Origin of the sequence: Sphingomonas sediminicola (genome assembly GCF_049991885.1) — a bacterium.
Classification (GTDB): Bacteria; Pseudomonadota; Alphaproteobacteria; order Sphingomonadales; family Sphingomonadaceae; genus Sphingomicrobium; species Sphingomicrobium sediminicola.
In genome coordinates this window covers 1,848,538-1,874,446 of sequence record NZ_CP178916.1, presented here as the reverse complement: position 1 = coordinate 1,874,446, position 25,909 = coordinate 1,848,538, and the positions used below count along the sequence as shown (strand labels likewise).

At 62.9% G+C, this 25,909-nt stretch carries 28 protein-coding genes; 16 read left to right on the top strand and 12 right to left on the bottom strand.

Features of this window, described 5'->3' with window-relative positions; genetic code table 11:
* Positions 1 to 151: 151 nt before the first annotated feature.
* From ACMC5O_RS09720 to ACMC5O_RS09710, 3 genes are all read left to right on the top strand, one after another.
* A complete protein-coding gene (locus tag ACMC5O_RS09720; RefSeq protein WP_246444328.1) occupies positions 152 to 1,216 on the top strand; it encodes a glycosyltransferase in 1,065 nt (354 codons plus the stop codon).
* On the top strand, positions 1,213 to 2,397 hold the full coding sequence (gene glf, locus ACMC5O_RS09715) for a UDP-galactopyranose mutase (protein WP_187708957.1): 1,185 nt from the start codon (positions 1,213 to 1,215) through the stop codon (positions 2,395 to 2,397). The genes ACMC5O_RS09720 and glf overlap by 4 nt, the downstream gene beginning before the upstream one ends.
* A gap of 99 nt (positions 2,398 to 2,496) precedes the next feature.
* On the top strand, positions 2,497 to 3,516 hold the full coding sequence (locus tag ACMC5O_RS09710; protein WP_426692769.1) for a glycoside hydrolase family 43 protein: 1,020 nt from the start codon (positions 2,497 to 2,499) through the stop codon (positions 3,514 to 3,516).
* Here the strand turns inward: ACMC5O_RS09710 and ACMC5O_RS09705 are convergent, their stop codons facing one another.
* From ACMC5O_RS09705 to ACMC5O_RS09695, 3 genes are all read right to left on the bottom strand, one after another.
* The gene (locus ACMC5O_RS09705; protein ID WP_187708958.1) at positions 3,517 to 4,674 is read right to left on the bottom strand and encodes a beta-glucosidase; all 1,158 of its coding nucleotides are present in this window, start codon (positions 4,672 to 4,674) and stop codon (positions 3,517 to 3,519) included. It lies immediately after the preceding gene.
* Positions 4,675 to 4,752: 78 nt separating this feature from the next.
* Positions 4,753 to 5,742 (bottom strand): class II fructose-bisphosphatase, encoded by a 990-nt coding sequence (gene glpX, locus ACMC5O_RS09700; protein WP_187708959.1) that lies wholly within the window; start codon positions 5,740 to 5,742, stop codon positions 4,753 to 4,755.
* Between the two features lie 66 nt (positions 5,743 to 5,808).
* Complete coding sequence (locus tag ACMC5O_RS09695; RefSeq protein WP_187708960.1) at positions 5,809 to 6,282, bottom strand: DUF2721 domain-containing protein; 474 nt, start codon at positions 6,280 to 6,282, stop codon at positions 5,809 to 5,811.
* 127 nt (positions 6,283 to 6,409) lie between these two features.
* On the opposite strand from ACMC5O_RS09695, the gene ACMC5O_RS09690 reads away from it, so the two are divergent.
* The gene (locus tag ACMC5O_RS09690) at positions 6,410 to 6,967 is read left to right on the top strand and encodes a D-Ala-D-Ala carboxypeptidase family metallohydrolase (RefSeq protein WP_222949887.1); all 558 of its coding nucleotides are present in this window, start codon (positions 6,410 to 6,412) and stop codon (positions 6,965 to 6,967) included.
* 7 nt (positions 6,968 to 6,974) lie between these two features.
* Here the strand turns inward: ACMC5O_RS09690 and ACMC5O_RS09685 are convergent, their stop codons facing one another.
* Positions 6,975 to 8,150 (bottom strand): LL-diaminopimelate aminotransferase, encoded by a 1,176-nt coding sequence (locus ACMC5O_RS09685; RefSeq protein ID WP_426692768.1) that lies wholly within the window; start codon positions 8,148 to 8,150, stop codon positions 6,975 to 6,977.
* Between the two features lie 37 nt (positions 8,151 to 8,187).
* Positions 8,188 to 8,805, bottom strand: coding sequence for a trimeric intracellular cation channel family protein (locus ACMC5O_RS09680; protein ID WP_187709823.1), 618 nt, complete (start codon positions 8,803 to 8,805; stop codon positions 8,188 to 8,190).
* 82 nt (positions 8,806 to 8,887) lie between these two features.
* Between ACMC5O_RS09680 and ACMC5O_RS09675 the strand changes: the two genes are divergently transcribed.
* Positions 8,888 to 10,663, top strand: a complete 1,776-nt coding sequence (locus tag ACMC5O_RS09675; RefSeq protein ID WP_426693523.1) for a PHA/PHB synthase family protein — start codon at positions 8,888 to 8,890, stop codon at positions 10,661 to 10,663.
* Positions 10,632 to 11,102 carry a GNAT family N-acetyltransferase gene (locus ACMC5O_RS09670; protein WP_187708961.1) on the top strand — a complete coding sequence of 157 codons (471 nt, stop codon included), beginning with the start codon at positions 10,632 to 10,634 and terminating at the stop codon, positions 11,100 to 11,102. The genes ACMC5O_RS09675 and ACMC5O_RS09670 overlap by 32 nt, the downstream gene beginning before the upstream one ends.
* Before the next feature lie 18 nt (positions 11,103 to 11,120).
* On the opposite strand, the gene ACMC5O_RS09665 is transcribed toward ACMC5O_RS09670, so the two are convergent.
* From ACMC5O_RS09665 to rarD, 3 genes are read right to left on the bottom strand one after another with little or no spacing between them, the layout of a single operon-like run.
* Complete coding sequence (locus tag ACMC5O_RS09665; protein ID WP_187708962.1) at positions 11,121 to 11,342, bottom strand: hypothetical protein; 222 nt, start codon at positions 11,340 to 11,342, stop codon at positions 11,121 to 11,123.
* Positions 11,343 to 11,380: 38 nt separating this feature from the next.
* Positions 11,381 to 11,896 carry a hypothetical protein gene (locus ACMC5O_RS09660; RefSeq protein WP_187708963.1) on the bottom strand — a complete coding sequence of 172 codons (516 nt, stop codon included), beginning with the start codon at positions 11,894 to 11,896 and terminating at the stop codon, positions 11,381 to 11,383.
* A 33-nt stretch (positions 11,897 to 11,929) separates the two neighbouring features.
* Complete coding sequence (gene rarD / locus ACMC5O_RS09655) at positions 11,930 to 12,850, bottom strand: EamA family transporter RarD (protein WP_187708964.1); 921 nt, start codon at positions 12,848 to 12,850, stop codon at positions 11,930 to 11,932.
* A 96-nt stretch (positions 12,851 to 12,946) separates the two neighbouring features.
* On the opposite strand from rarD, the gene ACMC5O_RS09650 reads away from it, so the two are divergent.
* From ACMC5O_RS09650 to ACMC5O_RS09620, 7 genes are read left to right on the top strand one after another with little or no spacing between them, the layout of a single operon-like run.
* Positions 12,947 to 13,606, top strand: coding sequence for a DUF4893 domain-containing protein (locus ACMC5O_RS09650; RefSeq protein ID WP_426692767.1), 660 nt, complete (start codon positions 12,947 to 12,949; stop codon positions 13,604 to 13,606).
* Positions 13,603 to 13,971, top strand: a complete 369-nt coding sequence (locus ACMC5O_RS09645; RefSeq protein WP_246444332.1) for a ribose-phosphate pyrophosphokinase — start codon at positions 13,603 to 13,605, stop codon at positions 13,969 to 13,971. Before ACMC5O_RS09650 ends, ACMC5O_RS09645 begins: the two co-directional genes overlap by 4 nt.
* Positions 13,972 to 13,981: 10 nt before the next feature.
* Positions 13,982 to 15,079, top strand: coding sequence for an RluA family pseudouridine synthase (locus ACMC5O_RS09640; RefSeq protein WP_187708966.1), 1,098 nt, complete (start codon positions 13,982 to 13,984; stop codon positions 15,077 to 15,079).
* Positions 15,079 to 15,690, top strand: a complete 612-nt coding sequence (locus tag ACMC5O_RS09635; protein ID WP_187708967.1) for an FMN-binding negative transcriptional regulator — start codon at positions 15,079 to 15,081, stop codon at positions 15,688 to 15,690. The genes ACMC5O_RS09640 and ACMC5O_RS09635 overlap by 1 nt, the downstream gene beginning before the upstream one ends.
* On the top strand, positions 15,683 to 16,357 hold the full coding sequence (locus ACMC5O_RS09630) for an HAD-IA family hydrolase (RefSeq protein WP_426692766.1): 675 nt from the start codon (positions 15,683 to 15,685) through the stop codon (positions 16,355 to 16,357). The genes ACMC5O_RS09635 and ACMC5O_RS09630 overlap by 8 nt, the downstream gene beginning before the upstream one ends.
* On the top strand, positions 16,350 to 16,580 hold the full coding sequence (locus ACMC5O_RS09625) for a hypothetical protein (RefSeq protein ID WP_187708968.1): 231 nt from the start codon (positions 16,350 to 16,352) through the stop codon (positions 16,578 to 16,580). The genes ACMC5O_RS09630 and ACMC5O_RS09625 overlap by 8 nt, the downstream gene beginning before the upstream one ends.
* The gene (locus ACMC5O_RS09620; protein WP_187708969.1) at positions 16,577 to 17,272 is read left to right on the top strand and encodes an ATP12 family chaperone protein; all 696 of its coding nucleotides are present in this window, start codon (positions 16,577 to 16,579) and stop codon (positions 17,270 to 17,272) included. Before ACMC5O_RS09625 ends, ACMC5O_RS09620 begins: the two co-directional genes overlap by 4 nt.
* Here the strand turns inward: ACMC5O_RS09620 and gmk are convergent.
* Positions 17,269 to 17,925: a guanylate kinase gene (gene gmk, locus ACMC5O_RS09615; protein ID WP_187708970.1), complete on the bottom strand. Its 657-nt coding sequence runs from the start codon at positions 17,923 to 17,925 to the stop codon at positions 17,269 to 17,271. The genes ACMC5O_RS09620 and gmk overlap by 4 nt on opposite strands.
* 125 nt (positions 17,926 to 18,050) lie before the next feature.
* On the opposite strand from gmk, the gene phaP reads away from it, so the two are divergent.
* From phaP to murA, 3 genes are all read left to right on the top strand, one after another.
* Positions 18,051 to 18,782, top strand: coding sequence for a phasin family protein (phaP, locus tag ACMC5O_RS09610; protein ID WP_187708971.1), 732 nt, complete (start codon positions 18,051 to 18,053; stop codon positions 18,780 to 18,782).
* A gap of 154 nt (positions 18,783 to 18,936) precedes the next feature.
* A complete protein-coding gene (gene clpS, locus ACMC5O_RS09605) occupies positions 18,937 to 19,266 on the top strand; it encodes an ATP-dependent Clp protease adapter ClpS (RefSeq protein ID WP_187708972.1) in 330 nt (109 codons plus the stop codon).
* Positions 19,267 to 19,313: 47 nt separating this feature from the next.
* On the top strand, positions 19,314 to 20,597 hold the full coding sequence (gene murA, locus ACMC5O_RS09600; protein WP_426692765.1) for a UDP-N-acetylglucosamine 1-carboxyvinyltransferase: 1,284 nt from the start codon (positions 19,314 to 19,316) through the stop codon (positions 20,595 to 20,597).
* Here the strand turns inward: murA and rnk are convergent.
* The 3 genes from rnk to ACMC5O_RS09585 form a co-directional block, all read right to left on the bottom strand.
* Positions 20,594 to 21,025 (bottom strand): nucleoside diphosphate kinase regulator, encoded by a 432-nt coding sequence (gene rnk, locus ACMC5O_RS09595; RefSeq protein WP_187708973.1) that lies wholly within the window; start codon positions 21,023 to 21,025, stop codon positions 20,594 to 20,596. The two genes, murA and rnk, sit on opposite strands and share 4 nt — an antisense overlap.
* A 172-nt stretch (positions 21,026 to 21,197) precedes the next feature.
* Positions 21,198 to 22,400, bottom strand: coding sequence for a DUF445 domain-containing protein (locus ACMC5O_RS09590; protein WP_187708974.1), 1,203 nt, complete (start codon positions 22,398 to 22,400; stop codon positions 21,198 to 21,200).
* 104 nt (positions 22,401 to 22,504) lie between these two features.
* The gene (locus ACMC5O_RS09585) at positions 22,505 to 25,903 is read right to left on the bottom strand and encodes an efflux RND transporter permease subunit (RefSeq protein WP_187708975.1); all 3,399 of its coding nucleotides are present in this window, start codon (positions 25,901 to 25,903) and stop codon (positions 22,505 to 22,507) included.
* Positions 25,904 to 25,909: the final 6 nt, after the last annotated feature.

Below are 25,909 nucleotides of genomic sequence, written 5' to 3'. Positions count from 1 at the left end.
AATGCTGACTAACGCCGGGGTCCCTGTAGAGTCGGAAGCCGAACATTCGGCGCCGGATCCTGCACGTCCAACTTTGTTCTGCTTTTCGCACCTGCGGTGGGACTTTGTTTTCCAGCGCCCGCAGCACCTTATGAGCCGTTTCGCGCGCGAAATGTCAGTGATATTCTGGGAAGAGCCGATTGAGATCGATCGCCGGGAGACCGCTTATCTGAAGGTCCGTCAAGCCGATGACTTCCCCAATGTCCGCATCGCCACCCCGCATCTACCGCAGGGCCAGAACGAAGCGCGGCGGGAGGATGCTCTAAGGCGTCTTTTGGACGCACACGCTGCCAGCTGCTCGCGCCCCATCGTCGCTTGGTATTACACGCCGATGATGCTGCCGTTCTCGCGTCATCTCGACGCCAGCACCGTCGTCTACGACTGCATGGACGAACTTTCCAAGTTTCGGTTCGCGCCGGAGCAATTGCTCGACCTCGAGCAGGAGCTGATCGGCCGCGCAGACCTGGTCTTCACCGGCGGAGCCAGCCTTTACGAAGCGAAGAAGAACCGTCATCCGTCGGTCCATTGTTTCCCCTCGTCCGTCGATCGCGACCATTTCGCGAAGGCTAGACGCGAGCTTTCGCAGCCTGCCGACCAGGCAGAGCTGAAGCACCCTCGCCTGGGCTTCTATGGCGTCATCGACGAGCGCTTCGACATCGACCTGCTGAGGCAGGCGGCCGACATGCGCCCAAATTGGTCGTTCGTCATGGTCGGACCGGTCGTGAAGATCGGCGAGGACGAGTTGCCTCGCGCTGCGAACATCCACTATCTCGGCGGCAAGACATATGAGCAGCTTCCGGCTTACCTGTCGGGCTGGGATGTCGCGCTGATGCCATTCGCGATGAACGAATCCACGCAGTTCATCTCGCCGACCAAGACTCCGGAATATCTTGCAGGCGGAAAGCCGGTCGTCTCGACTCCTGTCCGCGACGTCGTCCGCACTTACGGGCATTTGCAGGGCGTCCACATCGCCAGCGACGCGGACGGTTTCGTCCGCTGCTGCGAGAAGGCGCTGGAGCAATCCCGCGAGGGTGGAGATTGGCTCGCCGAAGCGGACTTGATTCTGTCTGCGACGAGCTGGGCGACGACGCAGGCGCGAATGTCCGGCCTGATAGCGGAGGTTCTCGGGGAACGCGCCTCGCAGACGGCCTCGGCATTGCTGGTGGCTGCGGAATGAACGCTTTCTTCAACGCTCCCGAACCGTCGAGCGAGCGGTACGATTATCTCATCGTCGGTGCGGGCTTCGCCGGCTCCGTCCTCGCGGAGAGGCTTGCGAGCCAGCATGGCGCCCGCGTCCTGCTGATCGACCGCCGCAGTCACGTCGGAGGGAATGCCTATGACGAGCCGAACGAGGCCGGCATTCTCTACCACAAGTATGGGCCGCACATTTTCCACACGAACAGCGAGCAGGTTGTCGATTACCTCTCGCAGTTCACCGAGTGGCGGCCGTACGAGCATCGCGTGCTCGCCTGCGTCCGCGGCCAGCAGGTACCGATCCCGATTAACCGGACGACCCTGAACATGCTGTTCGACGCCAACCTCCGGACCGAGGAAGAAGCGGCCGAGTATCTCGCGCAACGCGCGGAACCGGTCGAGGAGATCCGGACCTCCGAGGATGTGGTCATCAACGCTGTCGGCACGGAGCTCTACCGGCTCTTTTTCCGGGGCTACACGCGCAAGCAATGGGGTTTGGATCCCTCGGAACTCGACAAGCAGGTCACGTCGCGAATTCCGACCCGGACGAACGCAGACGACCGCTATTTCAGCGATACCTTCCAGGCGATGCCGCTCCACGGCTACACAGCGATGTTCGAGAAGATGCTCGACCACCCGCTGATCGAGGTGCGCACAGGAGTCGACTTCGCCGAGTTGAAGAACCGGGCGCACGAGATCGCCGACCACATTATCTACACCGGGCCGATCGACGAGTATTTCGACTTTCGCTTCGGCAAGCTCCCTTACCGCAGCCTGAAGTTCGATCACCAGACGCTGGACCAGGAGTGGTTCCAGCCAGTGGCGGTCGTGAATTACCCCAGCGAGGACGTGCCGTTCACGCGGATCAGCGAATACAAGCACCTGACGGGCCAGGAAGCGCCCGTGACGACGATAACCTACGAATACCCGTCGGCTGAGGGCGATCCATATTATCCGATCCCGCGGCCGGAAAATCAGGAGTTGTTCAAGAGGTACGAAGCACTTGCTGACGAAACGGGCGGCGTGTCATTCGTGGGACGGCTCGCAACCTATCGCTATTACAACATGGACCAAATCGTCGGACAGGCCTTGGCCACGTTCCGACGCATGGACGAAAAGCTCGCCAGCGGGCGGTCGGAAGCGGTCTCGGTCGCGGCCGAGTAAATCGCGGGTTCGCCGAGCGGATTTACGCCTATCCTCGGGGCCTTTCCGACTTGCGATTTCGGGTTTCGAAACGACGGATCGGACCCTATCCGGGGGCGTATGGACGCCCCCATTGATTCTACCGGCGTTGCCATCGTCGACCGGGCGACGGCGACCTACATCAACCCTGTCCTTGATGCGGACTTTCCCGATCCGGCCGCTATCCTGGCGCCCGACGGATACTATTACGCTTACGCGACCCAGACACTTCAGGACGACAAGTGGATCAACATCCAGGTCGCTCGGTCCCGCGACCTCGTCCAATGGGATCATTTGGGTGATGCGCTTCCCGATAAGCCGGGCTGGGCGCGTGACACCCAGGATTTCTGGGCTCCGTATGTGGTCCAGGAAGGCGACCGGTATCTCATGTACTATTCGGCGACACCCGACGTCTGCGACGTCCCGGAACGCGGGCATTGCCTCGCCATCGCAACCGCTTCGTCACCGGTCGGGCCGTTTGTCGATATGGGGCTGCCTCTGCTCCTGGGGATGGGGTTCGAATATATCGACCCGATGGTCTTCGACGACCCGGTGAGCGGCCAGCGGTTCCTGTACTGGGGCTCCGGGTTCCAGCCGATCAAGGTCCAGCAACTCGCGGAAGACCACATGTCTTTCGTGCCTGACAGCGAACCGACGGACATCATCTGGCCCAATTCCAAGGGCGGTTTTCCCCGGCTCGTCGAAGCCGCATGGGTCATTCACCACGACGATTTCTATTACATCTTCTATTCGGGCGACAATTGCTGCGGACCGGACGCTGAATATGGCGTGATGGTCGCCAGGTCGCGGGAGCCGACGGGGCCGTTCGAGACGCTGGAGGAAGCGCGCGGCGTGCCGCACAGCCTGATGCTTTTCAAGAGCGAGCGCTGGCTTGCGCCTGGGCACAATTGCATCGTCACCGACAAGGCGGGGGAAAACTGGATCATCTATCACGCGATCGACGTGAACCGTCCGCGGCAGCGGCAGGAAGATGAAATCAACAGCCGTCGGATCCTGTTGATCGACAAGATTCAGTGGCGCGACGGATGGCCATTCGTCGGGACTCCGTCGGACGATGTCAGGGACGCGCCGGTCGTCTGATCAGCGGGCTACGTGAAGCCGTCTCAGTTTCGCTTCCGACATTTTATCGACGCCGAAGATTGCGCGTTGCCGATCGATCTCTTGTCGGAGGGGCTCGAAGACGTGGCGCTTGCCGTCCGAGCCAACCGGCGCGAACAGGCCGACCTCGCAATGCCGGCTATTGTCCCAGCCGGGATAGGCAGTGATCGGGTAGAGGCAAATGCCCTGGATATTCGCTCCCCGGCCTTGCGCCTGCCGCACCTCGTCGCAAACATAATGCAGCCAGGCAGGGCGACCAGAGCCTTCGGCGCCCGTTTCGGCAATGAACATCGGCTTGCCGTAACGCTCGGCTACCTCCTCCAGCATGTCCGCCAGGGGCCGATATTCGTGGTGGCCCATTGGGATGGTCGGACCGTCCAGATACCATTGGTTGTGGGGGTAGAAATTCAGGCCAACCAGGTCGACGAAGTCTTCGCGTCCTCCCAGTTCGGGCTCTTCGCGGCCCATCAGCCAGTCGTAGGCTTCAAACTGTCCTAGCCGGCGTCGTTCGGCGGCTGCGACTTCCTGCTTGCGGTGATGCTTCGGCGCGATGTGGATAAGAGGCTCCGCCCAGACGAACTTGGTCTCCGGCCATCGTTCGCGGATCGCAGTTGCCGCCGCCACGGCGGTCTTGACCAGCTGGCGCTTGAGCCAGCCCGTCTTGCCCGGCCCGACGCGCGGGAAGTAACCGGTCTCCACCGCCCAGCACAGGAACGAGATTTCGTTGAGCAGGCAGAGAATGGGCGGGCGGCCGCTGACGCTCTGCTGCACTTCCACGGCGGCCATCGCAAAATCGGCGAAACGTCTTGGGAAATCAGGCGAGCCTTGGTCGACGTGGTCCGGCGATCCGTAGTGGAAAAGGTCCCAGATGATCTGAAGGCCGTTCCGCTCCGCCGCCTCGAGCGCCGGCGTCCAGCTGGACCAGTCATAGCAGCCGGGCGACTTCTCGATCAGGTGCCACCGCAGTCCGTCCCGGAGCGTCCGTAAACCAAGCTCCGCGCACTGTCGATAGTCGGAAGCCACATGACGGTCGTGAGACGTCGCCCGGATTAGGTCTAGGCGAACGCCGTCGCGCCGCCGGTGCGACGAGCATTCGAAGCCCGCTTGGAAGAAGCTGGCGAAAGTTCGGTCCCTGCTCACGGAGGGAACAAATGCACGAAAGCGGGAATCGAGCCCAGCTTGCCGTGAAAACCACACGGCTGGACGGGAGCGAGGCGGTCAATCGTCCCATTTGTGATGCTCGGCCCAGACACGACGCACGGTGCCGGAGCTCGCGCGCATTACAATGCTTTCGGTCGTCAGGCAGTTGGTCCGGCGGTGGACGCCTTTCAGGAGCGAGCCATCGGTCACGCCGGTCGCGGCGAAGATGCAGTCGCTCTTCGCCATGTCTTCAAGAGAATAGATGCGGTCGAGGTCCTCGATGCCCCAGCGCCTCGCCCGCGCGATTTCCTTGTCGTTGCGGAAGACGAGACGGCCCTGCATCTGTCCGCCGACGCAGCGCAGTGCCGAGGCGGCAAGGACGCCTTCCGGCGCACCGCCGCTGCCGAGGTAGACGTCGATGCTGGTGTCCGGATCGGTCACGGCAATCACGCCGGCAACGTCGCCATCCGAGATCAGCTTCACGCCGCATCCGAGCGCACGCAGCTCGGCGATGATGTCCTCGTGGCGCGGCCGGTCGAGCACGCAAGCGATGATTTCGTTCGGCTCGACGCCCTTTGCGGCCGCGATCGAGCGGATGTTGTGTCCGACGCTCTTCGAAAGGTCGATCGTTCCGTCCGGGTAGCCAGGGCCGATCGCCAGCTTCTCCATGTAGGTGTCGGGAGCGTTGAGGAGTCCGCCTTCCTCGGAGATCGTGAGGACGCACAGAGCATTCGGTCCCGCCTTTGCGGTCAGCGTCGTTCCCTCGAGCGGGTCGAGCGCGATGTTGATCTTGGGTCCCGTGCCCTGCGCCGATCCGACCTTCTCGCCGATATAGAGCATCGGCGCTTCGTCGCGCTCGCCTTCGCCGATGACGACTGTGCCGTCGAAGGGAAGTTCGTTGAGAGCCTCGCGCATGGCCTCGACTGCCGCCGCGTCAGCCGCGTCATTGTCACCGCGCCCGATCCATTTCGACGCGGCGACCGCTGCCGCCTCCGTCACCCGAACCATCTCGAGGACGAGGACGCGGTCAAGAACCTGCGAAGCGGGCACGCGAGGACGTCGAAGCATGTGAAATCAAACTCCCTGTTTGAGAGCCGATAGGAGGCGTTCCGAATCTTGTCGAGGCGGTGGGCCTTAGTCGGGCTCAACCTCATGGGCGAGCAATTCCGATCGGATGCGAACCGCGCGCGATCCAACTCGCGTTTCGACTAGGAAGACCGCGAAGCCGAGACCGATGGCGATCATGGAGGCAATGAAGAGCAGTGCAATTGCGGTTCCGAAATGCGCGTTGGTCAGTCCCGCAGCAAAAAGCAGCACTACTACGGCGCAGATGAGGACAGCCGCCAAGACCGAAAGAAAGATCGCCCGGCTGACCAAGGCCATACGTCGGTCGAGGACGCGGATCTCGCCGAGCCAGCGGTCGTGCTCCGCGCCCCGGCTGGCGATGAGCAGTGGTTCGATTTCCCGGGAGCGATCGACGATCCGGGACAGACGTCCCGCGCAGACGTTCAGGAAAGCCCCAATGCCCGCGAGCAGGAATACGGGCGCGACGGCCAGTTGGATGATCTGAGCAACGGTCGTGACGGACGTCGGCGAGCCTGGGAACATGGCGCGTACCATGCGATGTCGGCGCTTCTTGTCAAAGTGTCCCGGCGCGAGATTCACATAAGTCGTTGATGTCGTTGTTGAGAGCGGCCGAGCGGTGTAAGAAGTCTGCACGAGCGGGGGCTTGAGAATGACTCGATTCGCAATCGGAATGGCGCTGTTGTCGAGCGCATCGGTCGCATCTGCAGAGACCGATTTTGGAATCCGTACGGTAACGGGCGAGCGCGCGATCATTCGCGTCGCGGAGCATCAGAAGGTCGGGCAGAGGGACGATACCGCGGCCGTGCTGGCACGGGTCGCGCAGGAACCGTCCGGAGCCAACTGGGCTCCGCTGGGCGGCGGTGCAGGCAACCTTCGTGCTGCCGCAAGCCTCGCCTCCGGCTGGGGCCGCGTCACGAGCACCTATCGCTCGCCCGAACATAATCGCCAGGTCGGCGGAGTCCGTAACAGCTATCATCTTCGTGGCCGGGCGATCGACATAGCGCGCAGGCCCGGTGTGACTCACGCGATGATCGCAGCCGCGTTCCGCAATGCGGGTTATCACCTCATCGAGTCGCTCGACGAGGGCGATCACAGCCATTTCGCATTTGGATTTGGCGGTGGCGGTTTCCGGGTCGCCTCGGTTCCGGACAAGCGCGAGATGACGCGCTGGGGCGTCGTAACGGTTTCGAGCGCGCTGCTCCGCTAGGCTCGGCCTAGCTACCCAGCATCTTCTTCACACCGCGCGCCGCCTGGCGCAGCCTTTGCTCATTCTCGACGAGCGCGATGCGGACGAAGCCTTCGCCTTCCTCACCAAATCCTACGCCCGGTGCCACTGCGACGTGAGCCTCGGTCAGAAGGCGTTTCGAGAATTCCATGGCGCCTAGGTTGTGGAAGCGCCCGGGTATCGGTGCCCAGGCGAACATCGACGCCTGTGGGACCGGGATTTCCCAACCGGCTCTGCCGAAACACTCCACTAAAACGTCGCGGCGCTTGCGGTAGAGGTTGCGGTTGTATTCGACGATGTCCTGCGGCCCGTTGAGCGCGGCCACGGCTGCCGCCTGGACCGGCGTGAAAGCGCCATAGTCGAGATAGGACTTCACCCGCGCTAGCGCCTCGATCAGCCGCGCATTGCCGACAGCGAAGCCAATCCTCCAACCGGCCATGCTGTAGGTCTTCGACATGGACGTGAACTCGACCGCGACGTCCTTCGCCCCTTCGACTTGCAGGATCGAAGGTGTCGGAGTGTCGCCGAAGTAGATTTCTGCGTAGGCAAGGTCGGAGATAACGATCAGCTCGTGCTCCCGAGCGAAAGCGACGAGCCGCTCGTAAAAGGCGAGGTCGGCGACATAGGCGGTTGGGTTCGACGGATAGCCGATCACGAGGACTTTCGGCCGCGGGACGGTGTAGCGGACTGCGCTATTCAATCGGTCGAAGAATTCTTCGCCGGGGGCGGCCGGGATCGAGCGAATCGCTGCGCCCGCAATGATGAAGCCGAAGCTGTGGATCGGATAGGACGGGTTCGGCGCGAGCACGACGTCCCCCGGCGCGGTGATTGCCTGGGCGAGGTTGGCGAGACCCTCCTTCGAGCCCAAGGTGACGATGACCTCCTTGTCGGGATCGAGAGTCACTCCGAACCGGCGCTGGTAATAGGCGGCCTGCGCCTTCCTGAGGCCGGGGATCCCCCGGCTTGCGGAGTAGCGATGAGCGGTGGGCTTGGCGGCAACTTCGGCAAGCTTGTCGATGACGTGCTTCGGAGGGGCGCCGTCCGGATTGCCCATGCCGAGGTCGATGATGTCCTCACCGCGCGCTCGTGCCGCGGCCTTCATCGCATTCACTTCAGCGAAGACGTAGGGCGGTAGCCGCTTGATGCGGTAGAATTCTTCGGTCACCAGCCCGTCATGCCGACCGTGCTGCACTGCGGCAAGCCTAGTCGTTGTAGGCGGGCAATGACCAGCCACGGGCGATCGCAAGTCCGCGCAGAGTGAAGCCCGCAATCGCGGCGACTCCTCCTGCAACCGGCAGCGAGAGTCCCAGCAAAGCCAGCCCAACGAACAAGCCCGACGAGAGCGCGGCCGCTGTCACGTAGAGTTCGGGGCGCATCAGGATCGAAGGCTCGCCGGCGAGCACGTCGCGAATGATTCCGCCAGCACAGGCAGTCAACACGCCCATCACGAATGCCGGGACCGGAGCAACGCCGAAGCTGAGCGCCTTCGCCGCGCCGTAGGTCGCATATGCCGCGAGACCGGCCGCATCGAACCAGAGCAAGGCGCGCTCGGCGATGAAGCGCCGGCTGACCAGCCAGGTGAGGAGCGCTGCTCCGATGCAGATGAGCAAGGTTGCGTTCTTGTGCACCCAGAACACCGGTGCGCCGATCAGCAGGTCGCGGAGCGTCCCGCCGCCGACACCCGTCACGACGGCGAAGAAGACGAACGTGACGAACGTCTGCCGCCGCTCCGCTGCAAGCAGCGCACCGGATATGGCGAACACTGCAATGCCGAAATAGTCGATCAGGGCGAGCGCCTGCGGGACGGCTGTTGGCTCCATCATCTCCGCTTTTCGCGGGTCGGTCAGCTCGATGCAATTGAAGAGATTCGCCGACGAACCGCGAAACGCTTACATGGATCATATGGCGGATGAGACGGACACGACGAGCGCGATTCCGACGCTCGAGGATTGGCAGCATTGGACCTGGGTCATGGGCCGGGCCCAGCAGATGCTCATGGAGAAATGGGCCGAGGGATTGCCGAAGGGCGACGGATGGCCGGCTGCCGCACCGCCGTGGGGAGCATTCCCACCTGCGTTCGGCATCGGATCGCCTGCCACGGCCGATCCCGCCGCCTTGTTCACTGCCGGTGCCGAGGCCTGGGCGAAGGGCCTCGAGACCTGGGGCCGGATGATTGGTCTCGATACGGAAGCGAAGGAGAATGCGCGCGATCGCCGCTTCGCCGCGCCCGAATGGCAGGAAAGTCCCGTCTTCGACACGATCCGTAAAACCTATTTGGCACTTTCAGACAAGCTTCTCGGTACCGTTCAGGATATAGAGGGGATTGACGAGGAAACCCGCCAGCGCATGCAGTTCGGCGTTCGCAGCTTCGTCGACGCGATGAGCCCGTCGAATTTTGCGTTGACCAATCCACAAGTGCTCAAACGGACGATGGAAACCCGCGGGGAGAACCTCCTCAAGGGCCTGGCGAACATGCTGGACGACATCGCCGCGGGCCAGCTGACGCAGACCAAGCAGGGCGTGTTCGAAGTTGGCAAGAATTTGGCGACGACGCCGGGCAAGGTGATCAAGGAAACGCCGCTCTATCAACTGATCCAGTACAGTCCGACGACCGACGAGGTGCTCGAAACTCCGGTCGTCATCTTCCCGCCCTGGATCAACCGCTTCTACATCCTCGACCTCACTCCCGAGAAAAGTTTCGTCAAATGGTGCGTGGATCATGGCATCAGCCTGTTCATGGTCAGCTGGAAGTCGGCGGACGAAAGCCTGGCTGACCTGACGCTCGACGACTACGTCCTCAAGGGACAGGTTGATGCGATCGACACCGTTCGTGACCTGCTCGGCGTTGAGAGCGTCCACACCATCGGTTATTGCGTTGCAGGCACGACATTGGCTGCGACCTTGGGATACCTTCATGCGAAGAAGCAGGAGGCCAAGGTCAAGTCGGCGACTTTCCTGACAGCACAGGTCGACTTTTCGCTTGCCGGCGATCTCAAGCTGTTCACGGGCGACGAGACCATGGCGCTGCTTGACGAGATCACGCGCGACAAGGGCTATCTCGACGGCCGCTACATGGCGGCGACGTTCAACCTGCTGCGCGGCCGCGACCTCATCTGGAACTATGTCGTCAATAACTACCTGCTCGGGGAAGAGCCGGCACCATTCGACCTGCTGCACTGGAATTCGGACACGACCAATCTGCCGGCCAAGTGGCACCGCGACTATCTCGAAGACCTCTACAAGCAGAACAAGCTGATTAAGAACGGCGGGATCGATGTGGCGGGCACGCCGATCGATATCGGCAAGGTGAAGACGGCGACCTATGTTCAGGCCGGGCGCGAGGATCATATCGCCCCGCCGGAAAGCGTCTGGAAGATCATGGAGCATTTCACTGGTCCGAAGCGCTTCCTGCTCGCGGGATCGGGGCACATTGCAGGCGTCGTGAACCCGCCGGCCGCGCAGAAGTATCAATACTGGGTCAACGACCATGCCGCGGAAACACTCGAGGAGTTCATCGAGGGCGCGGAGGAGCGCAAGGGCAGCTGGTGGCCCGACTGGTTGGATTGGGTAAAGAAGCAGGCTCCCAAGACAGTAGCGGCGAAGGGCCCCCGCATCCCGGGCAAGGGTAAGCTTAAGGCGATCGAGGATGCACCCGGAAGCTACGTCAAGGCTCGCTGACCTTCCGGTTTGGATTCGGCTCGCTCGGCCGAACGAGCGCCTCGACCTGGAGGAGCTGCAGCACCGGGCCTCGCGCGCCCTCCCACACTACCGTGAGCAGTTGGAGGCAAATCCCGAAGCCATCGACCTTCCGCTGAACCATATCGAACAAGGTTCGGTGATCGTCGCTGAAGGCGTATCGGCCGTCGCCGGTTTCGCGGTCGTCGTCATCGGACCGGAATCGGCCGAGCTCGAGGGCCTGTTCGTAGAACCTGACTTCTGGCGACGGGGCGTTGGTTCACTGCTCGTGGAGGAGGCGGCGCATCGGGCGCGAATTGCGGGGCTGAGCCTGACCGTCATTGCAGCTCCGGAAGCGCAGGAATTCTACGAAAAGTGCGGCTTCACGGCGGAAGGCGGAACCGAGACCCGATTCGGGCCCGCGATCATCATGTCGCGCTGAACGTTCGCGGGTCGGCGCTCACAAGATACCTCCGCCGAGCATCAGCCGGACGATCCCGACGACGATCACGAAAAGGTTGAGATTGCGGCCGCTGGTACTTCTGCTGACAACGCCTAAGCCCGCGCCAATCAGGGCGAGGGGGATGATCAGCCAGTTCAGCCATCCGAGCAGGGGGAGGAAGGCGATCATCGCGCAAACCAGCGCGACGGCGCCGATGATCAGCGAAACGATGTTGAACATGACCGGCCCCTCCTGATGGAGCGCAGCCTGTAGCAGCTTTAGAAGGCGGTTTGGATGCGGGTAATTTCAGCCAGCGTCTTGTCGCCGCAACGAACGATCACGCTCCCAACAGGCTGGTTGAGCGGCCATTCCCACCGCACTTCGTGAGTGACCTGCGCTTGCGAGGCCGGCGAATCACCGGGGCCCGCGACATTGAGCGTCACGAAGGCCTGCGCCGGGTAGCCCTTTCGGATCTGCATGTAGCGGTCGAACGCAACCTGGTAGCCGCCGGTCGCCGTCACGACCTTGCCGGAGACGACCAGCGCCGGGCCATTGTTCGGCCCAGGCATGCGGTTGATCCATGCGGTCCAGTCGCGGGACGAGGTGATCATGCACTCTGGTGGCGCAGGCTGGTACGGCGCGCCGCCGGGATATTGACCAGGCGCTGGAGGATAGGGCTCCTGCGGATAGGGCGCGGGCGCCGGATACGGGTACGGCTCGGGTCCGTAAGGGTCCTGATACGTGTTGCAGGATGCCAGGACGAGCAGCGCTGCAGCGGCGACTAACCGTTTCACGGACTCAACAATGGCCTAATTTTCGGGAAGTTCCTACTCCGGCAGGGTAACCGACGCGCGCGCATGCCTGACTAGCGCAAGCACGTAGAGCGCCAGCGCAGTCCAGATTGCCCCGAATGCGATGGCATGGGCTTGGGTGAACGGCTCTCCGTAGAGCAGGACGGCGATCAGGAACTGAAACGTCGGAGCGATGAACTGCAGCATGCCCAAGGTCGAGTAGGGCAGGCGTCGCGCGGCCGCAGTGAACAGGAGCAACGGAGTCGCGGTGATCACTCCCGCGACCAGGATCAGCGCGACATCCACTCTTGATGCTCCGAAGATCGGGTCGCCGGCCGCGAGACCCCAAACCAGCCAGCCGGCCGCGAACGGGAAGAGCAGCATCGTCTCAATCGCGAGTCCGGCGATGGCGTCGACGGGAGCGATCTTCCGGAGCAGGCCATAGGTCGCGAAGCTCGCGCAAAGCGTGAGGCTGATCCACAACTGGCTCAGCGCTCCGATGGCCAGTGCTGTAATACCTGCGGCTGCCAGGGCGACTGCCGCCCATTGAAGCCAGGTCAGTCGTTCCTTGAGGACGATCCGTCCAAGAAGGACGTTCGCGAGCGGATTTAGGTAGTAGCCGAGGCTGCCGGCCAAAATGTGCCCACTGTTCACCGCGTAGACGTAGAGCAGCCAGTTACCGCCGATGAGCAGCGCGGTTACGGTCAGCAGGATGACGGCCTTGCGGTTCCCGAGTGCCTCACGGACCTCTCCCCACGTCCCGGTAAACGACAGCAGGGTCGCGAGGATCGGAACCGACCAGACAATCCTGTGCGCCACGATGTTGAACGCGTCGATTGACCGCAACGCTTTGAAATAGACCGGAAGGACGCCCCAGAGCCCGTAGGCCGAGATGCCCAGCGCCAGCCCCTGCCGCGCGTGCTGATGATCCGGGTCGCTCTGGCTGTCGCGATTCATGTTTCGCGCGCCTACCGGCGGTGAGCGTCAATTCAAAGCGAATGCTGAACGGGCTGTTGGTTGCAACTGGTGACCACGAATGTCACGCTAACGGTCGTGAGCCGTCGCTTCCTCACAATCGTGCCGATTCTCGCACTCGCGGCCTGCTCGACAGCGGAGCAGCGGCCGCGTTTGCGCCCGGTCGTGACCGCCGAGCCCCAGATCCGGGGCGACGTCTGGCAGGGCGTTGCGACCGAAGCGGACAAACAGCGCATTTCACGTCTTGGCCTAGCCTGGCAGGAGGCCCTGCAGGACGCGCAGCGCGGTTTCGGCCGCGAAGTGGAAGCCGAAGGACCGCTCCTGAGGCCCAGGGCTGCGCTCCCGCGACCGGCGCCGACGCCGGGCAGCTATAACTGCCGCCTCGTCAAGCTAGGGAAAGCGACTGCGAAGGCGGTCGCGTTCGAGCGATTCAAGCCCTTCTTCTGCTATGTCGAGGTCGAGGGCGACCTGCTGACCATCGTCAAGCAAACTGGCAGCCAGCGTCCTGCGGGACGTCTGTGGGAGGATGATCGGCCGGACCGCCTCGTCTTTCTCGGAAGCCTCGCGCTCGGCGACGAGGAGCAGCCGGTGGCCTATGGCGAGGATCCCAAGCGTGACATGGCCGGCGTGCTTGAACGGATAGCGCCCTTCAAATGGCGTCTGGTCATCCCTTGGCCGCAGAGCAGCTCGAAGCTCGACGTGTTCGAGCTGACGCCGGTCGCTCAACAGCCTCAGTGAACGACAGAGCGGGATTGCTCGCCGACCCGCTGGAGGTTCGTGCGATCCTGATCGCCAGCGCTACGGCGGGCGAACCGATCACTTATTCCGAAACCTTGCAGCTTCTCGGCCATCACTTCACTCGCCCGAAGATGCGGGCGCTGTGCAAGGTGCTCGCGTTCGTCGATGACGAGGCCGAAGAACGCGGAGAGCCGGAGTTGGCTGTGCTGGTCGTTCGACAGTCAGATGGTTTGCCCGGGCAGGGCTGGTGGGTCGGTGGCGCGAAGAAGCATGGTTACACCGGCCTTTGGGAAGGACCGAAAGCGACGCGGTTGATCAGGAAGCTGCAAAGGCAAGCGTTCGACTATTGGAGTTCGCGAGGCTAAGCGCGGCCGCATGGCCGAGGCGCGCACATTCAAGATATCCGAAGACGACGACGGCATACGCCTCGACCGCTGGTTCAAGCGGAACGCGCCCGACATCAGCTTCAACACGGTCTCGCGCTGGGCGCGGACCGGCGCGCTTCGGCTCGACGGCAAGCGCGCGACGCCCGGCGACCGGATTGAGGCGGGCCAGACGATCCTGTTCCCGGCCGAAGATGCGACCCCGGCTCGCGCTGCGCGGCCGGGGCCGAAGCGCGAGCCGCTGACGCCCGAGGAAGAAGAGCTCGTCAGGGAGATGGTCATCTACCAGGACCGCCACGCGTTCGTCCTGAACAAGCCGCCGGGGCTGGCAACGCAGGGCGGGACCAAGACGCATCATCACCTCGACCGACTGCTCGACGGGCTTGCCGATGACGCCGGCAATCGGCCGAAGCTTGTTCACCGGCTCGACAAGGACACCTCGGGTGCGCTGCTGGTCGCGAAGACCGCGCGCGCAGCCGGTCATTTCGCCAAGTCTTTTTCCGGCCGCACGGCGCGAAAAGTCTACTGGGCGCTCATCGTCGGAGTCCCGTCGGGGGACGAAGGCTTGATCGATGCGCCGCTTGCGAAGCAGCCGGGGACCGGCGGTGAGAAGATGCACATCAGCGAGGAGCACGGTCTTCCCGCAAAGACGCGCTGGCGGATCATCGACCGCGCGGGCAATCGTGCCGCCTGGGTCGAGCTTCAGCCGCTAACAGGCCGAACGCACCAGCTTCGCGCGCACATGGCCGCAATCGGCCATCCGATCGTCGGCGACGCCAAATATGGAGGGCCCGAGGCCTTCCTGACAGGCGGCATCAGCCGCAAGCTTCACCTTCATGCTCGACGGATCCGAATTGACGCGCCTGATGGGGTGATCGACGTGACCGCCGATTTGCCGGCGCACATTGCGGAGAGCTTTTCGACCATCGGCTTCGAATTGATGCATGGCGAGAACATGCCGCTCGATCCGCCCAAGACCTCTCAGACTCCTGAGGCGAAGCAGCGCAAGGCCGCCGCCATCGCTCGAGACCGCAGGCGCAATCGTCGTGGAGAGCGGCGCTCGCGTTCACAGCCCAAAGGCCGGCGCTGATGCACCCCAATCGCGCATTCGATTGGGGAGATCGTGAGGCGGCCCTTCGTTTCGCTGCAGACCGCGCCTTCGCTCACATCTTCACCTCGTCCGACAAGAGGATGTTCGTGGTCCACGTGCCGATCCTCGTCACCGACGACGGCCGCGTGCTTTTTCACGTCTCGCGGCGCAATCGTGTTGCCGAGCATCTGACGGATCAGCCGGTCCTGATCAGCCTTTCCGGCCGAGAGGGCTACCAGAGCGCGAACTGGTATGTGTCCGAAAACCAGGTCCCGACGTGGCACTATGAGACGGTCGAGATCGAAGGGGTGGCGCGGCCGCTCTCTGAGGAAGCACTAGTTGAACTGCTCGACCGTTTGAGCGAACGCTTCGAAGGCCTTCACCAGCCCGAGCAGCCCTGGACTCGCGGGAAAATGACTCCGGGCAAGTTCGAGGCAATGACGAAGGCGATCATCGGCTTCGAAGTCGAACCCGTCGAAATCCGCGGAACCCGGAAGTTCAACCAGCACAAGTCCGCTGCGGACCTCGCCGCGACAATCGCGGGTCAGAAGGGCGCGGGCAGGGAGGATATCATCCAGGCAATTCGCGAACTGGCCCCGAACAATGAATAAGCTGGCCATCTTCGATTGCGACGGGACCTTGGTCGACAGCGGCGCGAACATCTTCAATGCTTTGTCCGCGGCATTCGTCGAGCATGGCGTCGACGTTCCGTCCCCAGAGGTCAGCCGGAAGGTCATCGGCCTGAGTTTGGTCGAAGCGATCGCCACGCTGACTCCGCACGAGGCTTACGAGCGGCACGTTGCCATGGCCGAAAGCTACAAGCTCCATTTCCAACGCGCCCGCGCCGAGGGCCGCGTCGACGAGCCCCTGTTCGACGGCATTCCGGAGCTTCTGGACACGCTGGAATCGGAGGGCTGGCTGCTCGCAATAGCGACCGGCAAATCGGATCGTGGTCTCGCGCTCTGTCTGGACGGCCACGGCTATACAAAGCGCTTCATGTCCCTCCAGACCGCGGACCGGCATCCTTCCAAACCTCATCCGTCCATGGTCCATCAGGCGATGAGCGACGCGGGGGCTGGACCAGAGACGACGATCGTGATCGGCGATACGGCCTTCGACATGGGCATGGCGTCGGCGGCCGGTGCCAAGGGTATCGGTGCAGGCTGGGGCTATCATGAGGCGCACGAGCTCGTTGAGGGCGGAGCCGTCGCGGTTGCCGATCAGCCGCTCGACGTCCTCAACTTCCTGTCTGGCTTCCCGGAGCGGCGATATGGCTGATGAAGACATCTGGAAGCGGCGATTTCACCTGTTCCTGCTGGCCCGGCTGTTCGGCCTCGCAATCTTCTTCCTCGGCCTTGCGGTCATTTACAGCGACCTGCTTCGTGAGGGCGGCTGGCCGACTGTGGGCGCCATCCTCGTGATCGCGGGAACCATCGATGCTGTGTTCGCGCCCAGGCTGCTGAAGAAGATGTGGGCGGAGCAGGACCGTCACGACGGATGAAACGCTTCTGGAAGGCCGCGGACGTGGTCGAAAAGGACGACGGCTGGGGAGTGGAATTGGACGGAAAGCCGCTCCGGACGCCTGCCCGTGAGCCGCTGACAGTACCGACGAAAGCCTTGGCGGACGCGGTCGCCGACGAATGGAATGGTGTCGAAGAGAAGATCGACCCCCATGGCTTGCCGCTTACCGGACTCGCCAATGCGGCGATCGACCGGGTCGCGCCGGACAAGCGGGCATTCGCCGACGGTCTCGCGCGTTATGCCGAGGCGGACCTTGTCTGCTACCGGGCTGAGGGCCCTCAGGGTCTGGTCGAGCGCCAGGCGGAACTCTGGGATCCGCTGCTGGGGTGGGGCCAGCGCCGCTTCGATGTCGACTTCAAGACTACCGGTGGCATCGTCCATGTTTCCCAGCCGCAGGCGACCATTGACCGTCTCGTGCACGCAATCTCGACGCTCGATCCATTCCGTCTTGCCGGGTTGTCGCCGCTCATCACGATAGGCGGGTCGCTGCTTGCGGCTTTTGGCGTTCTCGAAGGCGCCTTCACGCCGGAGCAGGCCTGGGAAGCGGTTAGCGTCGACGACCGATGGCAACTCGAGCAATGGGGTTCGGACGCCGAGGCCGAGGCAGCGCTTGCCAATCGCTGTCGGGATTTTCTCGCAGCTGCAAAATTCCTGGAATTGCTCGAAAGCTAGTGCGCCGGGCCGATCAGTTGTCGGACGAAAGGGTCAAGCTCTGCATGCCGAGCTTGGCGAAGGCGTTCCGCCTCCACAATTGAACGCACCTGCGTCAGACATTCGTCGGTATCTCGGTTTACAAGCACGTATTCATACTCGGCCCAATGGTTGATCTCGTCAGTTGCACGACGCATTCGATCAACAATAACTTCATCCGAGTCCGTGCCTCTGGCTCGAAGCCGCCTTTCGAGTTCCTCCATCGAGGGAGGAAGCAAGAAGATCGTGACGAGATGCTCCTTAAAGTCTGGCACAAGCTGGCGAGCGCCTTGCCAATCAATATCGAAGAGTATGTCTCTCCCTCTCCGCAGAGCTCTTTTTACGGGAGCTTTCGGGGTGCCGTATCGATACCCAAACACGTGAGCCCATTCGACGAACTCGTTATCGCGAATCATACGATCGAATTCGGCATCGTCGACAAAATGATAGTCAACGTCATCCGTCTCGCCCGGCCGCTTGGGACGGGTCGTGGCCGAGATCGACATGGTGATATCGCGGTCCGATTCCATCAGCATCCGGGAGATGGTCGTCTTCCCCGCGCCCGATGGCGACGAGAGCACGATGAGAAGGCCGCGGCGGCGACGGGTAGGGTGGTCGGCGTCGTCTAGTTCCATGGCTGCTCTTGGTCCGGGCGTTTTCGCCCGTCAAGCGCGCCTCTGCTGCGGTGCACAAGAATACCCCTTGAAAGGTGCACTGCAACAGATTATGTTGCACCGCACAATAGAAGGAAATTGAAGCAATGGCAGACGAAACTCAAACGGCAATCGACACCAGCGCAGAGGTCGCGACGAAGGCGATCGAGGCAGCTGGCGACGTTGCGAAAGAGGTTCCGGCCGGTGCTGTGAAGACCTCCAAGCGGACGACGGCGAAGGTGGCTCGTGCCACCAAGCGTCAGGCGAAAGCCACCCGCTCGGCTGTGAAAACCGCTCGCCGCGCCAAGCCGCGCCGCGTTGCAAAGGCCGCAGGTGCTCGCAAGCCCGCCGCCCAGGAAAGGATTGAGACTATGACCAAGAACACCAACAACTGGTTCGCCGGCTTCAACGCCATCCCCGCCACGGGTTCTTTCCAGACCCTGTTCGCCGATGCCGGTGAGCGTGGCCAGGAGGCCGTGAAGCGTTCGCAGAAGGCGATCGAAGAGCTGACCGAAGTCAGCAAGGGGAACGTCGAGGCTCTCGTCGACGCCGGCAAGATCGCCGTCGAAGGCGCTCGTTCGCTCGGCCAGGACGTCGTCGAGACGAGCCGTGAAGGCGTCGAGAAGGCTGCTGACGCGGTCCGTGCTCTCGCCGAAGCCAAGTCGGCCAGCGAGTTCCTCCAGCTGCAGAGCGAGTTCGCTCGTGCGCAGTTCGACCGTTTCGTCGCGGAGAGCTCGCGTCTGACCGAGACCTTCGTGAAGCTCGCCGGTGAGGCCATCCAGCCGATCCAGACGCGCGCAACGCTTAACGCGGAGCGTATCAACAAGCTCGTTGCCTGACGCCTCTCCCCCTCCTGATCAGGCAATGACAGACGGCCGCCCACCTCTCTCCCCGGGCGGCCGTCTTTTTTTTGGGCATGAGCCGCATCCAGCCGCCTTGCTAGGCGTTCGCCGCTTGCCATATCTTAGGTAAGTTATGGGTATGCGTTGGACGATGATTGACGAGCCGGATGACGGCGGCGTTGGCGACATGGAGACAGGCGTCGCGACGCGCACACGCCCGCGCACCAAGAAGCCCAGCAATTACAAAGTCCTGATGCTCAACGACGATTATACTCCGATGGAGTTTGTCGTCCTCGTCCTGCAGCGATTCTTCACGATGGGAATCGAGGACGCGACCCGAGTCATGCTGCAGGTTCACCAGCAGGGAGTCGCCGTCTGCGGCGTTTTCACCTACGAAGTCGCCGAAACCAAGGTCAGCCAGGTGATCGACTTCGCGCGGGAAAATCAGCACCCGCTGCAGTGCACCCTCGAAAAGGCCTGATTCTCGCCGCTGCTTGCGAGTCCGCCGCCAAGCGCTAAAGCGCGCCGATGGACAGCATCTGGATCCGCGGCGGCAACAAGCTTCAGGGCGACATTCCCATTTCCGGCGCAAAAAATGCAGCGCTGACCCTGATTCCCTGCGCTCTCCTTACCGAGGAGAAGCTGACCCTGGCGAACCTGCCGCGGCTCGCGGACGTCGACAGTTTCAGTCATTTGATGAACCAGCTTGGCGTCTCAACCAGCGTTGCAGGCGTCAAGAAGGGCGAGTTCGGCCGAAAGGTCAGCTTCCAGGCGAGCGAAATCGCATCGACGGTCGCGCCATACGACATGGTCCGCAAGATGCGCGCCTCGATCCTGGTTCTCGGGCCGATGCTGGCGCGTGCCGGAGAATCGACCGTCTCGCTTCCGGGCGGTTGCGCGATCGGTGACCGGCCGATCGATCTTCACCTTAAGGCATTGGAAGCGATCGGTGCCGAAATCGAGCTAGCGGCCGGCTATGTGAAAGCGAGTGCTCCGAAGGGAAGGCTGACCGGCGGCGACTACAGCTTCCCGGTCGTTTCCGTCGGCGCGACCGAAAATGCCGTGATGGCGGCTGTTCTCGCCTCCGGCCGTACCCAGCTCTTCAATGCCGCGCGAGAGCCTGAAATTGTCGACCTCTGCAATCTCCTGATCGCCATGGGCGCGAAGATCGAGGGCATCGGCTCGGGTCACCTGATCATCGACGGCGTCGAAGGCCTGACCGGCACGACTTACGAAGTCATGCCGGACCGGATCGAGGCGGGCAGCTACGCGTGCGCCGCCGGTCTTACGGGTGGGTCGATCAACTTGATCGGTGCTCGCCCGGACGAGATGAAGGCAACGCTCAATGCGCTGGCACAAGCGGGCCTGGTAATCGAATTCCACGACAAGGGTATCAAGGTCAGCTCGAACGGCGGCCTGAAGCCGCTCGCCTTGTCCACATCACCATATCCTGGCTTTGCGACAGATATGCAGGCGCAATTCATGGCCATGCTTTGCCGCGCAGAGGGGCAGAGCTTCCTCGAAGAGACGATCTTCGAGAACCGCTACATGCATGTCCCTGAGCTGCGCCGAATGGGCGCCGAAGTCGAGATCCACGGCCGCTCCGCAATCGTGCACGGGGTCGAGAAGCTTACCGGCGCGCAAGTCATGGCAACCGACCTGCGCGCCTCGATGAGCCTGGTGCTCGCCGGCCTTGCAGCGGAAGGTGAGACCGAAGTGCTTCGCGTCTACCACCTAGATCGCGGCTATGAGCGGCTCGAGGAGAAGCTCAGCGCGGTCGGCGCCACGATCGAGCGCCGCAGCGCAGGCTAGGCCGCAGCGGGCGGTTCGGCGCCCGACGGCTGGCGAACACGGAGAATCCGGATCCGCCTCTCGTTCCCGTCGAGATCCGGCCAATCGATCGACTGGCCCGCGGTCAGGCCGTAGAGCGCCGCTCCCATTGGCGTGAGGATGCTGATCCGTCCCTCCGCGATGTTCGCCATTGCGGGCATGACAAGCTCGGCGATCCGCAACTGCGATGTCTTCTCGTCGACGAAATCGACTTGGGAGCCGATCGTGACCGCCGTTTCCGGCAGAGTGTCGGCCTCATGAAGTTCGGCTCGCTCAATCTCTTCGAGCAGCATGGCCGCGACGACGGGGAAGCGGTGCTCGGTCTGCAGTGCGAGGCTCGCGACCATGTCTGATTCAGACGCGAGCAGGTGAATCGGCGGGCGCACTTCGCCCGCAGGATGACTATCCATTTCTATGCTTTCTTGAATTTAGTGAGGACGATTGCTCCCCGAACCCACTCGAATGCGGGCCCGGGGCTAGGCTCGGGCGGGAATTTGTCCCGAATGGGCGACGAGGCGCCGGAAGAGGGTACGTCCTACCATGACCTGAAGATGGGCATGGGCCGGCAGGAAGTCAAAGGCGCTAGAGCGAATCCACTGCGTGCAGGGCGAGCCCGACGAGCCCGCCGACCAGGGTGCCGTTGATCCGAATGTACTGGAGGTCGCGCCCGACCGCTGCTTCGAGCCTGGCCGTCACCGTTCCCGCATCCCAGCCGCGGACGGTTTCCGACACCAGCTTCACCATCGAACCCCCGTAGCTCGCCGACATGCCGACCACGGCGCGACGCGCAAACTGGTTGATTGCGGCGCGGATTCGAGGATCGCTTTCCAGTGTCGCGCCCATCGATTTCAGGATTTCGCCGAGCTTGCCAGCAAAGGCCGCGTCGGGGTTTCGGGCGGCCTTGATCACCGCTTCGCGCGCCTTCTGCCAGATCGTATCAATCCACAGGCTGACCGACTTGTTGTCGAGCAATTGCTCCTTTATCGCTTCGACGCGCTCGCGGGTTTCGGGGCGCGTCTGCAAGTCGTTGGCGAGTTGGGCCAGCGCCTCCTCCACCTTGACCCGAACGGGGTGTGCGGGGTCGGTCGACATCTCCACCGTCAGCTTGCGCAGTCCATCGATGATCGCGTCGGCGAGCTTCGCGTCGAGCCCGGCGAGTTTCAGGGCCCAATTCGCCTTCTTGTGCACCATCTCGCGGATCAGGGGCTCGTTCGCTTCGAGGGCTCGCGCCGTCCAGCGGATGGCCGCTTCCAGCATCGGCACGTGGCGGTCCTCGTTGATCGCCGACGCCAAGGCGTGGCCGAGAAGCGGCGATACTTCCGTCTTGCGCAGGCGCGCCGAAACTGCGCCTTTGACGATCCCGCCAAGGCGCTCGTCATCGAGGCTTTCGAAGATGTCGGCGATCAGCCGAGACGCCCCCGCCCGAATGCGCGTCCCTTCACCGGCAGGCGTCTGCAGGAAGCGCCCAGTCGCGCCGGCCACGTCAATGTTTTGCATCCGGCGGGCGACCACCGATGGGATCAGGAAATTCTCCTTGATGAAATTTGCCAGCGTTTCGCCGATCCGATCCTTGTTGCGTGGTATGATTGCTGTGTGGGGAATCGGCAGGCCGAGCGGATGACGGAACAGGGCCGTCACCGCGAACCAGTCGGCTAGACCGCCGACCATGGCGGCCTCCGCGAATGCCTTCACGAACGAGAGCCACGGATATTGGTACTCGTAAGCCCGAGCGGCCGCGAAGATCGCGGCCATGAGGACGAGCAGGCCCGTCGCAGCCGTTTTCATCCCCGCCGCACCAGGCTGGGCAGGATTGAACCGCGCTAAAGCAGTACGGGGCCGGGACGTTGCTGCATCCATCCGATCATCAATAGACGAACGGGCGCGAGGGTTCACTCTGCGGGTTGCGGCGCCGGTCCCGACGGGGTGCGATGGGCGTCCTGCCCGACGAACTTATGGAAGAGCCGCCCGATCCGGGACTCGATCGAAATGGCGATCGAGAAATAGGCCGGAACCAGAAGCAGCGTCAGCAGCGTCGAGAAGATGAGGCCGCCGATGACGGTGATGCCCATCGGGGCGCGCCAGCTGTTATCGCCCGTGATAGACACCGCCGTCGGCAACATGCCGAAGACCATCGCGATGGTCGTCATGACGATCGGCTGGGCGCGCTTGTGACCGGCTTCCCAGATTGCCTCGTTCTTCGGCATTCCGTGATTCATCATCTCGACCGCGAAGTCGATCAGGAGGATCGAGTTCTTCGCGACGATCCCGAACAGCATGAGGATTCCGATTAGCACGAACAGCGAAACCGGCTGACCCGCAATGTGCAGCGCCACGGCCGCGCCGAGCGGAGCCAGGAGCAGCGAGCCCATGTTCACGAACGGCGACAGGAACCGCCGGTAGAGCAGAACGAGCACGGCAAACACGAGCAGGACGCCTGAGACCAGGGCCACCGCAAAGTTGAACAGAAGCTCATTCTGCCACTTCTGATCGCCGAGGTTCAGCTTCCGAACGCCCTGAGGCAGGTTCTTCATGGTCGGAAGCGCACTGACCTTGACCTGTACGTCGCCCTGAACGGCACCGGGCGCGAGATCGGCCCCGATCGAGAGTCGACGGATCTGGTTCGACCGCTGGATCGTCGTCGGACCAGAGCCGAATCCGATGTCGGCAACGGTCTTGAGGGGAACCGAGCCACCGTTTGAGGTCGGAACCGGCAGGTTTTCCAGGGTCGAGAGATCGCGCCGGGCGCCCTCGGACAGGGAAACCGTGATCGGGACCTGACGATCGGACAGCGAGAACTTCGCGCTGTTCTGCTCGATGTCGCCGAGGGTCGCGATTCGGATCGTCTGGCTCAGCGCCATGGTGGTTACGCCCAGATCCGCAGCCAGATCGAAACGAGGCTTGATGGTGATTTCAGGCTGCGCGAGCTGACTTCCGACCCGCGGAGCACGAAGACCCGGAACGGTCGCCATTTCCTTTGCGATCTGATTGGCGACCCGGGTCAACTCGTCCGGATCGTCGCCGCCCAGGTAGACCATGATGTCACGGGAATCGCCGTCGGGACCGCCGCCGTTCTGAGCCTGGAAGCTCACGCGAGCATCGGGGAAGGCGGCGAGCTGCGGAGACATGTTGCGCTCGAACTCGGTGCTCGTGACCTTCCGGTCCTTCTTGAGCACGATGTTCACGCTGCCGGTGCCGACATTGATCCGCTCGAACACCCGCTCGACGCTCGGATCCTTCTCGACGATCGCCGCAACCCGATCGGTGACGCCTTCGGTCTGCTCGAGCGTGGTTCCGGGCGGAAGGGTGATGTTCACGCGAGTGAAGTCGTTATTCTGCGGCGGGAAGAAGGACACGGAAAGCGTGCCGAACAGAATGATGCTCATCAGCAGCGTGCCAATACCTGCGCCGACCATCGCCAGACGGTGATCATGGAGGCGCGCATTCCAGCGGGCCGCGATCGTCGAATGCCACTGGGCGAACCCGTGACTACCCATCATTCCCACGAGGAAGCCGATCAGCTTGCCCGCACCGTAGGCGACGAGCGTTCCGACGCCAAGGGCCAGAACGAATGTCACACCGCCATTCCAGGCCAGCTTTCCGAGTCCGAACATACCCGCGCCCGTTCCGGCAACGAAAGCTCCAATGACGAGCAGAAGGAGCAAGGCGCCGAGAAGGTAATAGCCCGGGTTGCGGGCGGCCTTCGGAAGCCGTGCGAGGAGCGCATCCGCCTTCGACGTATCGAGGCTCCAGTTTAGAACCTTGAGATAGAGGTCCATCCACTTCCAGTTCGCGTGATCCTGGACGCCATGCGAGCGGAGGAAATAGGCCGCGACCAGCGGCGTTATCATGCGCGCGACGAGCAAGCTCATCAGGACCGACATGACGACGGTAAAGCCGAACGCCTTGAAGTACTGGCCGGCGATCCCGGGCATCAGCGCGACCGGGAAGAAAACGGCGACGATCGCCATGGTCGTTGCAAGGACAGCGAGGCCGATTTCGTCCGCCGCGTCGAGCGCGGCCTGGTAGCCCGACTTGCCCATGCGCATGTGCCGGACGATGTTCTCGATCTCGACGATCGCGTCATCGACGAGGACGCCGGCGACGAGGCCCATCGCCATCGTCGACATGAAGTTGAGGGTGATCCCCAACATGCTCATAAACCAGAAGGCAGGGATCGCCGACATCGGGATGGCCAGCGCCGAAATGATCGTGGCGCGGATGTCGCGGAGGAAGAGGAAGACCACGAGAACCGCGAGGACGGCGCCTTCCCACAGGCCTTCCATCGCGGACCGATATTGCGCCTTGGTGTAGTCGACCGTGTTGAAAATCTCCGAGAAGCGAACCTTCGGGTTCTCCTTCTCGAGCTTGCGCACTTCCGCCCAACCGGCCTCGTAGGCGGTCACTTCGGACGAGCCCTTCGCGCGCTGCACCGCAAAGGTGACGACCTGGCGGCCGTTCATCTTGGCGATCGAGCGCTGCTCGGACGAAGAGTCACGGACCTCGCCCAGATCGGCGAGGCGGACCCAGCGGCCGCCGGGGAGCGTGATCTGCGTTTGCGAGAGTTCGTAAGCGTTGCGCGCATTGCCGAGCACCCGGACCGACTGTTCGGAGCCGGCGACCTCGGCGCGGCCGCCGGCGGCGTTGAGATTGCTCTGCCGGAGCTGCTGGTTGACCTGCGCTGCGGTGATCCCCTGCGACTGCAAAGCGGCCGGATCGAGGATGACGCGGATCGTGCGATCCACGCCGCCCGAGCGGGAAACCGCGGCGATGCCTTCGATGCCGAGCAGTCGCTTCGAGACTGTATTGTCGATGTACCAGCTCAACTGCTCAAGCGTCATGTCGGTCGTCTCGGCGCCGACGAACATGATCGGCTGGTCCTCGGCGTCGACTCGGGTGATCTGCGGCTCGAGAATACCCTCCGGAAGGTTGCCGCGGATCTGGGCGATCGCGTTGCGAACGTCGTTCACCGCACGGTCGGTCGGCGTGCCGATCTCGAATTGCACGAAGGTGAAGCTGTTGCCCTCGCGAACGGAGCTGTTGATTTCCTCGACCCCGTTCACGCCACGGATCGCGGATTCGACCCTCTGCGTGATCTGAGTCTCGATTTCGTTCGGCGCTGCGCCCGGTTGGCTGACGGAAACGGTTGCGGCCGGGAAGTCGATGTCCGGCGCGTTGTTCACCTGCATCTGGTAGAACGAGATGAGGCCGGCAAGCATGAGCCCGACGAAGAGCACGATCGGGAAAACCGGGTTACGAATGCACCAGGACGAGATGTTGCGGAAATTCATGAGCTA